Origin of the sequence: Streptomyces sp. NPDC087428, assembly GCF_044744085.1 — a bacterium.
Classification (GTDB): Bacteria; Actinomycetota; Actinomycetes; order Streptomycetales; family Streptomycetaceae; genus Streptomyces.
The window spans coordinates 96,511-108,594 of record NZ_JBIUXR010000005.1 but is presented as its reverse complement, the minus strand read 5'-3'; the positions used below and the strand labels follow the sequence as shown (position 1 = coordinate 108,594).

The window sequence follows — 12,084 nt, the reverse complement described above, 5'->3', positions numbered from 1 at the left end:
GATCCAGATCTTTCGGAGTTCGGCGGCCGGGGAAGGTCGAGAACGTGCCACCGGCTCCGTCCCAGGGGCATCAGAGGCCACCACCGGCCGCACGAGGCAGAAGGAGAATCCGTCATGGCGATTCAGCGGATGGACAACGTCGGCATCGTCGTCGAGGACCTGGACGCCGCCATCGCGTTCTTCGTGGAGCTCGGTATGGAGCTGGAGGGCAGGGCGGAGGTCGCGGGCCTCTTCGCCGACCAGTGCACCGGACTCGACGGCGTCCGCTGCGACATCGCGATGGTCCGGACCCCGGACGGCCACAGCCGGCTCGAGCTGGCGAAGTACCGCAGCCCCGAGGCGATCGACGCCGGGCCGCGCAACCGGCCGCACAACATTCTGGGCACGCACCGCGTGATGTTCGCCGTCGACGACATCGACGACACCGTTGCCCGCCTGCGGCCTCACGGCGCCGAACTGGTCGGCAGGATCGCCCGGTTCGAGGACAGCTATCGGCTCTGCTACATCCGCGGTCCCGAGGGCATCATCGTCGGACTGGCCGAGCAACTGTCCTGAGGAGAAGAGACCGGATCCCGCAGCCGGACGCGATCTTCGAGGTTCCGATTTCCGTGGCCGGTCAGGGCCGGTCAGGGCTGGTCAGGGCTGGTCAGGTGTCCGGGTGGGCATCTGTCTTCAGCGCCCACGCACTCCCTGAGCAGCCTGCCGGGAACGGAGGGAAGCGGTGGCCCTTCACATCGGTGCTCCAGTGGTGGGCCGCGCCGCAGTCACAGGCGTGGATCCCGCTCTCCGGCACGATCTCGCCCGGGTGCCATGTCGTCCGCGCGTCGCTCATACCTTCCGGTGTACGTCGCTCTGCCCGCTCTCGCGACTCGGGCGGGGCGTGGGCCGGACGGGCGACGGCACCTGCCGGGCCCGTGCGCTACGGCTGCTGCCCGTCGGGCAGCTATGCGACACTCCGGCCCCCTGTCAGGGGGTGACCGCGTCCCCCCAGCCGAAAGTGGCGGCATAAGCCCTCCGAACCGCTTCTCCGCCTCGGCCACCCCTGATGCGGATGATGGTCAGCGCGAGGATGAACCAGGCGGTGAAGCACCCCGCCACGGTCAGAGTCCAGCGAGGTCCGGAGAAACGGGCAATGACGACCAGCGCAATGATCGCGACGACCAGTCCGATATGACTGCCGCCGATGTCCGTGCTGTATCTGCTGCCGCCTGCCATCAGAGTCTCCCGCCAAAGATCATGTCGTCCTGTGCCGGAGCAGACTACGGAGCGCTGTTCCGGCAACGGACTGGCCCGCCGTGGCGGGACCTGCCATTCCGCTTCGGCACGTGGAAATCGGTCTATCAGCGACCATGAAGAAGAAACACGAAGCAGCGGCCGCCGAAAACCCTCTCCCCGCGGTGGCGCGCCGCACTCGCGCGACGCGCATGAAGTGGAGCAGCGGACCGATCAGAACACTGTCGGCCTGATTCGCGCCGAGCCTACCGCGAGGGTAGCTACCATCTTCAACCATCTCCGCGAACAGGCTCATTCCTACTGCGACATGACCCATCGGACAAGCTCCGGTCCGTGCGTGCCTGCACGCCGCCCCTGGCGGAGCCGATACGACAGCAGGAGTCTGCGTCGAGCCTGACCTGTTGTCAGGGCAGAGAGTTAACGTTGGGGGACTTCCCGCGTGGGATTGCACCGCATCAGGTGCTGCTGAAAAGGGGGTACGGGTGAAGGTTGTCAGTACGGCAGTTGGGGCACTTCTCCTGGCTCTCGCCGTGGGATGTGGCGAGGACGATTCCCCGAACCCCGAGACCGCTGATTACGCGGCTTACGGGGCGCGTTCCTGCGCCACCTGGTTCACATATATGGGCGACGAGGGCCGATTCGTCGGCGCCGAGTGGTTATTGCGCAAGGTGATGCCCGCAGACGGTACCGAGGGGGACGGAGGCTCCGATTCGATGACCGTCGAGCAGTTCATGGATGGGATAACCGAGGCGTGCGGACAGGCCTCAATGGACACGCGCCTCGAGACGGTGGCGGAAAACGTGTTCGCCGCAAACGAGGACTCCTGAAGCCTCGGTCTGTAACGCCCGGGACGGACACGCGGCCCGTCGCCCACGAGTTCACGCCACGCCGAGCTCCGTGAGGATGTCGGCGACATCCCTGTCCTGCTCCGTCAGATAGCTGGAGAACTCGAAGCCCGTCATGAACGCGTCGGTCCAGCCGTGCTTGGTCAGTTCGGCCTTCCACTCCGCGGAGTCGTGCATCGCGGTCAGCGAGTCGATCCAGACCTTCCGCTCGGCGCCGCTGATGCCGGGGGGTGCGACGATTCCGCGCCAGTTGGTGAAGACCAGGTTGATACCCGAGGACTTCAGCGTCGGCGTGCCCTTGAGGACGTCGATCGGCTTCTCGCTGGTCACCGCGAGTACCCGCACCTGGCCCGCCTCGATCTGATCGATGAACTCACCGAAACCGCTGGCACCGAAGGCGATCTTGTTGTGGAGGATCGACGGGAGCAGCTCACCACCGCCGTCGTAGCTGATGTATTTGACCTTCTTCGGGTTGATGCCGACCGTCTTGGCGAGCTGCATCGAAAGGAGGTGGTCCGGTCCGCCGACCGAGGAGCCGCCCCCGACAGCGACTGCCTTGGGGTTTGCCTTCCAGGCGGTGACGAGATCGGTGATCGACTTGTACGGGGAGTCCTTGGGCACGACGATCGCGCCCGCCTCCTCCATCATCCTGGCGATCGGTGTGGTGTCGGCGAGCGTCGCGTTCGACTTCGAGGTGTACGAGGCACCGACGACTCCCAGTCCCATCTGCATGGCGAGGTTGCCGTTGCCCCGTTCGCTCACGGTGCGCTGCAGACCGACCGTGCCGCCGGCGCCCGGAAGGTTGAACACTTCGACGCCGGGCGCGATCTTGGTGTCCTCCAGTACCTTGGCCGCCGCACGCGCCGCGGTGTCGTACCCGCCGCCCGGAGTGTTGGGGACCATGATCCGCAGACCCGTCACGGTCGCACCGCTCTTGCCTGTCTCGTTCTCGCCGGTGGCACCGCAGGCGCATATCACCAGCATGGACACGGCGGTCAGGGCGCTGACGACAGCGACTCTACGAGTTCTCATGGTTTGTCCCTTCCACTTCGGACATTCGGGCGCCATGATTATGTGACGTTTGAGACACCGCGTCTGCGTTGTGTCGGCATTGAAGATTGAGTTGATTGTGGTCACAACTTTTCGCCGTCATACCCTCGCGGGAGAGCTGCTGGTGCTCCAGCTCTCCCGCGTCGTGGTGGTGCCGATGGCGGTCGCCGCCGTCTCGCTGACCCAGTCGGAAGCGACCTTCGACCGGGTCGAGGGGCGTCGGGTCACCGCGCTCGCCGAGCAACTGGCTGGCCACCCCATGGTGTCCGGTCAGTTCGGCCGGTCGGCGCCGGGGGAGACGCTCGCTCCCCTCGTCCGGACCACGCTGACCCGGTCGGGAGCCACCTCCGTCACGATCGCCGACGGCAGGGGCCGCATCGCCGGCTCGACGAACCCCCCACTGATCGGTACGAGACCGCCGCTCGGCCCCGGCGTCGCTGACGCCCGCGGCTGGTCCGGTGAGCTGGGCGTGGACGGTGACCGCGAACCGGTGGCCCAGGTGCCGGTGCTCGAAACGGCTCAGCCCCACCTCGGCCGGCATCTCGGCACCGTGATGATCGGTGAGGCATCACCGACGGTATGGCAGCGGCTGAGTGGCGCGTCGTCGGATCTGCTCGTCTGTCTCTGCATCGCGAGTGGGCTCGGCCTGATCGGATCGTGGCTGCTGGCCCGGCGTACCACACGCCAGACCCTCGGTCTGGAGCCGCGGGAGATCGCGGGGCTCGCCGAGTACCGCGAGGCCATGCTGTCCGGGATCGCGGAAGGCGTGATCGCCCTCGACCCGCGGTCGCGGCTCACCCTCGTGAACGCGGTCGGCAGGGAACTGCTCGATCTGCCCGAACACTGCGTGGGGATGAGCCTGGCCGATCTCCGGATCGAGGGCCGGCTGCACGAGGTACTCGCCGGATCGCCCGGTGAGACCGAGCAGCGCGACGAAGTCGTCATACACCGGAGCCGAGTGCTGGTGATGAACCGGAAGACCGTCACCAAGGACGGCCGCCGGCTCGGCTCGGTCACGACCTTGCGGGACCGCACCGAACTGGCGCGGCTGGAACGCGAGATCGGCTCGCTCCGCAGCTCCGCCGAGCTGCTGCGCGCGCAGGCCCACGAGTTCGCCAACCAGTTGCACACGATCTCCGGACTGATCCAGATCGGCAGGCACGACGATGTGGTGCGGTACGTCCGCGCGCTGAGCCGCCACCGCCAGTCGCTGGACACGACCCTGACCACACGGGTCCGTGACATGGCCGTCGGCGCCCTGCTGATGGCGAAGTCCTCGCTCGCGGCCGAACGGAAGGTCGTGCTGCGCGTCTCGGAGCACACGGCGCTCGACCGGCTGGCGCCGGAGGACTCGGTGGACGTGGTGACGGTGATCGGCAACCTCGTCGACAACGCCGTCGACGCCGCGGCGGCGGGCGCCGGCCATCGCGATGCCTGGGTGGAGGTCGAACTGCGGCAGGACACATCCAGCGTGGAGATCGTGGTACGCGATTCGGGTCCGGGCGTGACGCCCGAACTCGCCCAGGAGGTCTTCCTGCACGGTTTCACCACGAAGGCCGCCCAGGAGGGGGAGCGCGGCATCGGGCTGGCGCTCACCCGGCTGGTCTGCGAACGCCGGAGCGGCGAGGTGGCGGTGACCAACACGCCCGACGGCGCCATGTTCACCGCGAGAATGTCCGTCGACCACCGGTCCGCCGCGGTACCGGAAGGAGCTTCCCGATGATCGACGTACTGGTCGTCGACGACGACTTCATGGTGGCAAGCATCCACCAGGCGTACGTCGACCGCGTCGATTCCTTCCGGGTCGTCGGGACGGCGAACACCGGCGAGCAGACGATCAAGGCCGTCGGCGAACTGCGGCCCGACCTGGTCCTGCTCGATCTCCATCTTCCGGACATGTTCGGCCTGGACGTCATTCCCCGCCTGCGGGCCGACGGGCACGACTGCGACTTCATGGTGATCAGCGCCTCGCGCGAGGCCGACGCGGTCCGCCGCTCCGTCCGCCAGGGCGTGGTCAACTACCTGCTGAAGCCGTTCGACTTCGACGACCTGCACCCTCGCCTCCTGCAGTACGCCACCCGGCGCAACAGCCTGCTCACCGCGGTCGTCAGAGGCCAGGCCGACGTGGACCGGGCCCTGACCGGGGGCCACTCGCCGGTCTTGAGCGTCACGCTGCCGAAGGGTCTGAGCGTGGAGACCTCGAAGCTGATCGAACGCACGCTGTGCGATGCCGACGGAACGCTGTCCGCCACCGAGTGCGCGGCCCGGACCGGCGTCTCGCGGGTCAGCGCCCGTCGTTACCTCGAATACTTCCACGACACCGGCCGCGCCGAACTGTCCCTGCGGTACGGAGCCGTCGGCCGACCCGAGCGCCGCTACGGCTGGCTCGCCTGAGTGCGCTCGCGCCGTACGGCTCCCGGTCGCAGCAGCCCGGTATGTGCTGCCCGGAGCCACAACGACCCGGCGCGGCAACGGGGTTGCCCCGCAGTAAGTCCCTGAGCGCTGAAGCCGTGCGGGGTGGACGGCTCGGTTTGGTTCTCCGCGGGAATCCGGCATCCCCCGGCGGTGATCGCTACCCGCAATTCGATGGTCGGCATCGACTCGACCATCGTGAACGCCGCCCCCTCTCCGCCTCAGCCGCCCGCGGCCGCCCGGGACCCCGTCAGCCGTGCGATCTCCCCGATCAGCCCCGTGCGGTCGATGGCGTCACTCCCGGTGGCCGGGACGGTGCAGGCGTACGCGCCTGCCACCGAGCCGTAGAGAGCGCAGCGGCCCGGGTCCTCGCCCGTCAGCCGGCCGAAGAGGAAGCCGGCGGCGAAGGCGTCGCCCGCCCCGTTGGTGTCGACCACCGGCCTTCGCGGCTCGACCACCGGAACGTGAGTCAGTCCGTCGGCGGTCAGCAGGTACGCGCCCTCGGCCCCCGCGGTGGCGATCACCGCCTCGGCCCGCCCCCGCTCCAGGACCTTGCGCATCGTCTTCTCCTTGTCGGCCAGGGCGGCCGTGGACACGAAGACGATGTCAGCGCCGTAGGCGAACGGCTCGTGGTAGGGGTTCTCGCCGTCCCAGTCGTGGAGGTCGGTGGAGACGGTGAGGCCCGCTTCGCGCAGTTGGGGGAGGGCGAAGGCGCACGGATACGTGATGCTGACGTGTGCGTGGCGGCTCACCGACGCCAGGGAACGGACCAGCTCCTCGGGCAGGCGGTCGGCCTCCCGGGAGCGGCTGTCGTCGTAGAGGGAGAGCCGCCGCCCGTCGGGGCCGACGAGGTTGACGGCCCGCTTCGTCCCGCCGGGCAGGGGCACTTCGGTGAACCCGATGCCGTGGTCACGGTGGAACGCCCGGACGAGGTCGCCGCTGGGGTCGTCCCCGATCATGTCGAGGTGATGCGTGCGCAGCCCCAGCGCGCTCAGGCCCAGGGCCACGAAGTCCCCGGTCTGTCCGGCGCGGGTCTCGATGCCCGGCCGGATCATGTAGCTGTCCGCGTACGGGAGCGGCAGTTCGGGGACGTACACGATCGTGTCGACGCCCGACCCTCCCAGGACGAGGACGTCGTACTCGCTGCTCATCACTTTTCCTCTCGCACACGAGGGGCGGGCCGGTAACTTCCGCTGATCGCAGGTGAGTCAACCAGCCGACGCCGATCCGGGCAAGAAATTGCAGAACTTTTCGGCAAGGTCTTGCGATCCGACCGGGACACAGCCGTCGTTCCAGCTCTCCGGTACCCCGCGTGCGAGGCCTTCTCATGATTCAGTTGGCCCGCAGCCGCTGATCTCGATCCATCGCCAAAAGAAATCGGCCCGCGATGTCGAGAACCCGTGACCGGCTCCGTCCCCGCAGTGAACGCGACCGAAAGAACGGTTCGCACCAGCGCCGAGGAGAACACCATGGCCAAGTACCTGCTTCTGAAGCACTACCGCGGCGCCCCGGCCGCAGTCAACGACGTGCCCATGGACCGGTGGACGCCGGAGGAGGTCTCGGCCCACATGCAGTACATGAACGACTTCGCGGCCCGGCTGGAGAGGACCGGCGAGTTCGTCGACGGCCAGGCGCTCGCCCCCGAGGGGACGTTCGTCCGGTACGACGGCGAGGGCCGCCCGCCGGTCACCGACGGGCCGTTCGCCGAGACCAAGGACCTCATCGCCGGCTGGATGGTGATCGACGTCGACAGCTACGAGCGTGCCGTCGAGCTGGCCGGGGAACTGTCGGCCGCCCCCGGGGCGGGCGGGAAGCCGATCCACGAGTGGCTTGAGCTGCGCCCGTTCCTGTCCGCGCCGCCCACCATCACGGAGTGACCTCGTCGATGGACGGGGCCCTGCTCCGGAGCCTCACGCCGAGCGTGCTCGGTATCCTCGTCCGCCGCGGAGCCGACTTCGCGGCGGCCGAGGACGCCGTGCAGGACGCGCTGGCCGAGGCCGTCCGCGTCTGGCCGGCCGACCCGCCGCGGGACCCGAAGGGCTGGCTGGTCACCGTGGCCTGGCGCCGGTTCCTCGACGCGGTACGGGCGGACACCGCCCGCCGTCGGCGTGAGGATCTCGTCGACGAGGAGCCGGTGCCCGGACCCGCGTCCGCGGTGGATGACACGCTCCAGCTCTACTTCCTGTGCGCCCACCCGTCGCTGACGCCGTCGTCCGCCGTCGCGCTCACACTGCGTGCCGTCGGAGGGCTGACCACCCGCCAGATCGCCCAGGCCTACCTGGTGCCCGAGGCGACCATGGCGCAGCGCATCAGCCGGGCCAAGCGCACCGTCTCCGGTGTGTCGTTCGACCGGCCCGGCGATGTCGCCACCGTGCTGCGCGTCCTCTACCTGGTCTTCAACGAGGGCTACTCCGGTGACGTCGACCTCGCCGCAGAGGCCATCCGGCTCACCCGGCAGCTCGCGGCCGCGATCGACCACCCCGAAGTGGCGGGGCTGCTCGCGCTCATGCTGCTCCACCAGGCCCGGCGCGCCGCCCGGACCACGTCCGACGGCAGCCTGGTGCCGCTGGCCGAGCAGGATCGCGGCCGGTGGGACACCGAGTCGATCGCCGAGGGAGTCGTGATCCTCCAGACGGCCCTGGCCCGCGACCGGTTGGGTGAGTTCCAGGCCCAGGCAGCCGTCGCGGCACTCCACGCCGACGCGCCCACCGCCGAGGAGACCGACTGGGTGCAGATCGTCGAGTGGTACGACGAACTCGTCCGGCTGACCGGCAGCCCGGTCGCCCGGCTCAACCGCGCCGTGGCCGTCGGCCACGCCGACGGGCCCCGCGCCGGCCTGGCGGCGCTCGCGGAGCTGGACGACGCACTGCCCCGGTACGACGCGGTGGCCGCGTACCTCCATGAGCGCGACGGCGACCACGCGACGGCGGCGCGGCTGTACGCGGAGGCTGCCCGGAAGGCAGCCAATCTCGCCGAGCGCGACCACCTGACGTTCCAAGCGGCCCGGCTCAACACCCGCCGACCCGGCTGCTGAGCACGGGCGGCCGACGCCCGGCAACGCGGTTCAGTGCGCGGTCAGCGTCATCTCGAACGAGTACCGGGACGCCCGGTAGAGGTGCGAGCCGAACTCCACCGGCCGCCCCGCGTCCCCGAGGACCGTGCGCTCCATGGTGAGCAGGGTGCCGCCGCGGGACTCGTCCAGCAGCCGGGACTCCGCCGCGGTGGCCCGGCGTGCCCCGATGGTCTGGTCGGCGGTCCGCAGGGCGATGCCGGCCCGCTTGAGCAGTTCGTACAGGCCGCGACCGGTGAGGTCCTCCTCGGTCAGCCCCAGGAGGTCCGCCGGCAGGTGGTTCTCCATGACCGCTATGGGCTCGTCGTCCGCGTAACGCAGTCTGCGCAGCGCCACGGTGTCCGCGCCGGGTTCGAGCTTGAGGGCGGCCGCGACCTTGGCGGCGGCGGGCACGGTTCGCATCGACAGCAATTCGGTGCGCGGCCGCCGGCCGTCGCGCTTGAGGTCCTCGAACAGGCTGGTCAGCTCGATCTGCCTGCGCACCCGGTTGTTGACGACCTGGGTGCCCACCCCCCGCTTGCGCGCCAGCAGCCCCTTGTCGACCAGGTGCTGCATGGCCTGGCGCATGGTCGGGCGGGAGAGCCCGAACTGGTCCGCGAGAGCGATCTCGTTCTCCAGCCGCGTCCCCGGTGCCAGCGTGCCGGACTCGATGAGTTGTTGAAGCTGCTGCGCGACCTGAAAGTACAGCGGCACCGGGCTGCTTCGGTCGATGGTGATCAGCCTGGTGATCGACTCCATGCGGGCTCCTCAAGACGTTGTGCCACGCGTTCAGTATGCCGCACATTCGACTCAAGCTCTGTACGTATTTATGTCAGAACAAATACGGGGAGGAACCGCACCCACCCACCTCGCGCCCACTCGGTGGTTGCCGTCAGCCGGCCAGCTCGCCCAGCAGCTCCCAGGTCCGGCGCCGGTCGGCGTCGCCGGCCAGGTCCGTTCCCGAGAACACCACTTCCGTGGCCCCGGCGTCCCGGTAGCGCTGTACCTCGGCGGCGACCGTCCGCTCGTCGCCGATCACGGCCACGTCGGCGGCGCGTCGGCCCCCGGACAGTTCCACGACCCGTGCGTAGGACGGGATCTGCTCGTAGAACGCGAGCTGTTCGGTCGCCGTCTCTCGTGCGGCGTCGGGGTCGCCGGTGACCACGCCGTGCACGAGCGCCACGATCCGGGGCGCGGGGCGGCCCGCCTCCCGCGCGGCCGCGGTGACCGCCGGGACGATGTGCTCGGACAGGGCGCGGGGACCGGCGAGATACGGCAGGATCCCGTCGGCCAGTTCGCCGCTGACGCGCAGCGCCTGCGGGCCCATCGCGGCGACGAGCAGGGGCACGCCCGCCTCCGCTCCGGCCACACGGGCGGGAACCGGCGTGGTCGCGGTGAGCAGCTCGCCGTGGAAGTCGGCGCTGCCGGTCTCGGTGAGCTGCCGCAGCGCGGTGAGGAACTCCCGCAGCCGGGCGATGGGCCGCTCGAAGGGAATGCCGAAGCCCGCCTCGGTCAGCAGCTTGGTGCCGAGCGCGAGCCCGAGGTGGTACCGGCCGTGCGTGGCCGCCTGCGCGGTCTGGGCCTGGCTGGAGACGAGCAGGGGATGGCGGCCGAAGACGGGGATCGCAGACGTCCCCACGTCGATGCCCGGCACTTCCCGCCCGACGATCGCGGCGAGCTGAGGCGAGTCCGCCCCGAAGGTCTGCCCGAACCAGGCGGACCGCAGCCCCGCGGCCGCGGCCTCCCTGGCGAGCCGCACGGTCGCATCGATCTGGTTGTCGGCGCCGGTGGCGCTGATTGCTACTCCCACAGTCATGTCACTTCAGAACCGGGCGAGTTGGGCGCGCATTCCGTCTGGTGTGTGACGAGTTCATGTCTGCCGTGTGTACGCGCCCGAGCCGGACGGTCCAGGTGAGGAGCCTCGGAGAGGCACCATCTGGATGATCAAAACAACGGCGGGTTACCATATGAGCGCCTCCTAGCTCGAAAGATAAACCTGTGACTGTCAATGACGACTCGTTCACCAACTGGAAGAACCGCGAGGAGATCGCGGAGTCGATGATCCCGATCATCGGGAAGCTGCACCGGGAGCGGGACGTCACCGTCCTGCTGCACAGCCGCTCCCTGGTGAACAAGTCGGTGGTCAGCATCCTCAAGACCCACCGGTTCGCCCGGCAGATCGCCGGCGAGGAACTCTCGGTCACCGAGACGCTGCCCTTCCTGGAGGCGCTCGCCGCCCTCGACCTCGGCCCTTCCCAGATCGACATCGGGATGCTCGCCGCGATGTACCGGACCGACGACCGAGGTCTCTCCGAGGCGGAGTTCACCGCCGGGGCCGTCGCCGGTGCCACGGGGGACGACAGGATCGAGCGCCGCGAGCCGCGGGACGTCGTCCTCTACGGATTCGGCCGCATCGGCCGCCTCCTCGCCCGGCTGCTCATCGAGAAGGCCGGCTCCGGCAACGGCCTGCGGCTGCGCGCCGTCGTCGTCCGCAAGGCGGCCGGCCAGGACATCGTCAAGCGCGCCTCACTGCTGCGCCGCGACTCGATCCACGGCCAGTTCCAGGGCACGATCACCGTCGACGAGGCGAACAACAAGATCATCGCCAACGGCAACGAGATCAAGGTCATCTACTCCGACGACCCGACGACGGTGGACTACACCGCGTACGGGATCAAGGACGCCGTCCTCATCGACAACACCGGCAGGTGGCGCGACCGCGAGGGACTGTCGCAGCACCTGCGCCCCGGCGTCGCCAAGGTCGTCCTCACCGCGCCGGGCAAGGGCGACGTCCCCAATGTCGTCCATGGCGTCAACCACGACATGATCAAGCCGGACGAGCAGATCATCTCCTGCGCCTCCTGCACCACCAACGCGATCGTCCCGCCGCTGAAGGCGATGGCGGACGAGTACGGCGTCCTGCGCGGTCACGTCGAGACGATCCACTCGTTCACCAACGACCAGAACCTGCTGGACAATTACCACAGCTCCGACCGCCGCGGCCGCTCGGCGCCGCTCAACATGGTCATCACCGAGACCGGCGCGGCGTCCGCCGTGGCCAAGGCGCTGCCCGACCTCGACGCGACGATCACCGGAAGCTCGATCCGGGTCCCGGTGCCGGACGTCTCGATCGCGATCCTCAGCCTGAAACTGGGGCGCGAGACCACCCGCGCCGAGGTCCTCGACCACCTCCGCGAGGTGTCGCTCACGTCGACGCTCAAGCGCCAGATCGACTTCACCACCGCCCCGGACGCGGTCTCCAGCGACTTCATCGGCTCGCGCCACGCCTCGATCGTCGACGCCGGCCCCACCCAGGTCGACGGCGACAACGCGATCCTCTACCTCTGGTACGACAACGAGTTCGGCTACTCCTGCCAGGTCGTCCGGGTCGTCCAGCACGTCTCCGGGGTGGAGTACCCGACCTTCCCCGTCCCCGTGCTCTGACCCCGCCGCCCCACCCGTGTGCGGGCAGCCCCGGAGCTGCCCGCACACGGG

Annotated in this window: 13 protein-coding genes and 1 pseudogene; 8 read left to right on the top strand and 6 right to left on the bottom strand. The window is 69.2% G+C overall.

Annotated elements, in window-relative coordinates; all coding sequences use genetic code 11:
* The first annotated feature begins 114 nt into the window (after positions 1-114).
* Positions 115-555, top strand: a complete 441-nt coding sequence (locus tag ACIO3R_RS12135) for a VOC family protein (protein WP_402105389.1) — start codon at positions 115-117, stop codon at positions 553-555.
* 91 nt (positions 556-646) lie between these two features.
* Here the strand turns inward: ACIO3R_RS12135 and ACIO3R_RS12130 are convergent, their stop codons facing one another.
* Together ACIO3R_RS12130 and ACIO3R_RS12125 are read right to left on the bottom strand one after the other, a co-directional pair.
* On the bottom strand, positions 647-832 hold the full coding sequence (locus tag ACIO3R_RS12130) for a hypothetical protein (RefSeq protein WP_402105387.1): 186 nt from the start codon (positions 830-832) through the stop codon (positions 647-649).
* Between the two features lie 134 nt (positions 833-966).
* The gene (locus ACIO3R_RS12125) at positions 967-1,215 is read right to left on the bottom strand and encodes a hypothetical protein (RefSeq protein WP_402105386.1); all 249 of its coding nucleotides are present in this window, start codon (positions 1,213-1,215) and stop codon (positions 967-969) included.
* Positions 1,216-1,263: 48 nt separating this feature from the next.
* On the opposite strand from ACIO3R_RS12125, the pseudogene ACIO3R_RS12120 reads away from it, so the two are divergent.
* Positions 1,264-1,347: pseudogene (locus ACIO3R_RS12120) on the top strand (IS5/IS1182 family transposase); the annotation flags it as partial.
* 506 nt (positions 1,348-1,853) lie between these two features.
* On the top strand, positions 1,854-2,060 hold the full coding sequence (locus tag ACIO3R_RS12115; protein WP_402105384.1) for a hypothetical protein: 207 nt from the start codon (positions 1,854-1,856) through the stop codon (positions 2,058-2,060).
* A gap of 51 nt (positions 2,061-2,111) precedes the next feature.
* On the opposite strand, the gene ACIO3R_RS12110 is transcribed toward ACIO3R_RS12115, so the two are convergent.
* Entirely contained in the window at positions 2,112-3,110 is a 999-nt protein-coding gene (locus ACIO3R_RS12110) for a Bug family tripartite tricarboxylate transporter substrate binding protein (RefSeq protein WP_402105383.1), read from the bottom strand.
* Positions 3,111-3,207: 97 nt separating this feature from the next.
* Here ACIO3R_RS12110 and ACIO3R_RS12105 point away from each other — a divergent pair, with 97 nt between their 5' ends.
* Positions 3,208-4,851 (top strand): ATP-binding protein, encoded by a 1,644-nt coding sequence (locus ACIO3R_RS12105; protein ID WP_402105381.1) that lies wholly within the window; start codon positions 3,208-3,210, stop codon positions 4,849-4,851.
* Positions 4,848-5,522, top strand: coding sequence for a response regulator (locus tag ACIO3R_RS12100; RefSeq protein WP_402105379.1), 675 nt, complete (start codon positions 4,848-4,850; stop codon positions 5,520-5,522). Before ACIO3R_RS12105 ends, ACIO3R_RS12100 begins: the two co-directional genes overlap by 4 nt.
* A 239-nt stretch (positions 5,523-5,761) precedes the next feature.
* Here ACIO3R_RS12100 and ACIO3R_RS12095 read toward each other — a convergent pair whose 3' ends face one another.
* The gene (locus ACIO3R_RS12095) at positions 5,762-6,691 is read right to left on the bottom strand and encodes an adenosine kinase (protein WP_402105377.1); all 930 of its coding nucleotides are present in this window, start codon (positions 6,689-6,691) and stop codon (positions 5,762-5,764) included.
* 318 nt (positions 6,692-7,009) lie between these two features.
* Here ACIO3R_RS12095 and ACIO3R_RS12090 point away from each other — a divergent pair, with 318 nt between their 5' ends.
* The gene (locus ACIO3R_RS12090; protein ID WP_385033172.1) at positions 7,010-7,417 is read left to right on the top strand and encodes a YciI family protein; all 408 of its coding nucleotides are present in this window, start codon (positions 7,010-7,012) and stop codon (positions 7,415-7,417) included.
* Between the two features lie 8 nt (positions 7,418-7,425).
* Positions 7,426-8,574 (top strand): RNA polymerase sigma factor, encoded by a 1,149-nt coding sequence (locus tag ACIO3R_RS12085; protein ID WP_402105653.1) that lies wholly within the window; start codon positions 7,426-7,428, stop codon positions 8,572-8,574.
* A 30-nt stretch (positions 8,575-8,604) separates the two neighbouring features.
* Here ACIO3R_RS12085 and ACIO3R_RS12080 read toward each other — a convergent pair whose 3' ends face one another.
* Both ACIO3R_RS12080 and ACIO3R_RS12075 read right to left on the bottom strand, forming a co-directional pair.
* Complete coding sequence (locus tag ACIO3R_RS12080; RefSeq protein WP_402105375.1) at positions 8,605-9,348, bottom strand: GntR family transcriptional regulator; 744 nt, start codon at positions 9,346-9,348, stop codon at positions 8,605-8,607.
* Between the two features lie 133 nt (positions 9,349-9,481).
* Positions 9,482-10,405 (bottom strand): LLM class F420-dependent oxidoreductase, encoded by a 924-nt coding sequence (locus tag ACIO3R_RS12075; RefSeq protein WP_385033166.1) that lies wholly within the window; start codon positions 10,403-10,405, stop codon positions 9,482-9,484.
* A gap of 182 nt (positions 10,406-10,587) precedes the next feature.
* Between ACIO3R_RS12075 and ACIO3R_RS12070 the strand changes: the two genes are divergently transcribed.
* Entirely contained in the window at positions 10,588-12,033 is a 1,446-nt protein-coding gene (locus tag ACIO3R_RS12070; protein ID WP_385344084.1) for a glyceraldehyde-3-phosphate dehydrogenase, read from the top strand.
* Positions 12,034-12,084: the final 51 nt, after the last annotated feature.

Bases quoted from the DNA above. Each gene is read 5' to 3' on its own strand.
- ACIO3R_RS12080 (WP_402105375.1), bottom strand. From the start codon at position 9,348: ATGGAGTCGATCACCAGGCTGATCACCATCGACCGAAGCAGCCCGGTG.
- ACIO3R_RS12110 (WP_402105383.1), bottom strand. From the start codon at position 3,110: ATGAGAACTCGTAGAGTCGCTGTCGTCAGCGCCCTGACCGCCGTGTCC.
- ACIO3R_RS12115 (WP_402105384.1), top strand. From the start codon at position 1,854: ATGGGCGACGAGGGCCGATTCGTCGGCGCCGAGTGGTTATTGCGCAAG.
- ACIO3R_RS12075 (WP_385033166.1), bottom strand. From the start codon at position 10,405: ATGACTGTGGGAGTAGCAATCAGCGCCACCGGCGCCGACAACCAGATC.
- ACIO3R_RS12135 (WP_402105389.1), top strand. From the start codon at position 115: ATGGCGATTCAGCGGATGGACAACGTCGGCATCGTCGTCGAGGACCTG.
- ACIO3R_RS12100 (WP_402105379.1), top strand. From the start codon at position 4,848: ATGATCGACGTACTGGTCGTCGACGACGACTTCATGGTGGCAAGCATC.
- ACIO3R_RS12130 (WP_402105387.1), bottom strand. From the start codon at position 832: ATGAGCGACGCGCGGACGACATGGCACCCGGGCGAGATCGTGCCGGAG.
- ACIO3R_RS12125 (WP_402105386.1), bottom strand. From the start codon at position 1,215: ATGGCAGGCGGCAGCAGATACAGCACGGACATCGGCGGCAGTCATATC.
- ACIO3R_RS12085 (WP_402105653.1), top strand. From the start codon at position 7,426: ATGGACGGGGCCCTGCTCCGGAGCCTCACGCCGAGCGTGCTCGGTATC.
- ACIO3R_RS12095 (WP_402105377.1), bottom strand. From the start codon at position 6,691: ATGAGCAGCGAGTACGACGTCCTCGTCCTGGGAGGGTCGGGCGTCGAC.
- ACIO3R_RS12090 (WP_385033172.1), top strand. From the start codon at position 7,010: ATGGCCAAGTACCTGCTTCTGAAGCACTACCGCGGCGCCCCGGCCGCA.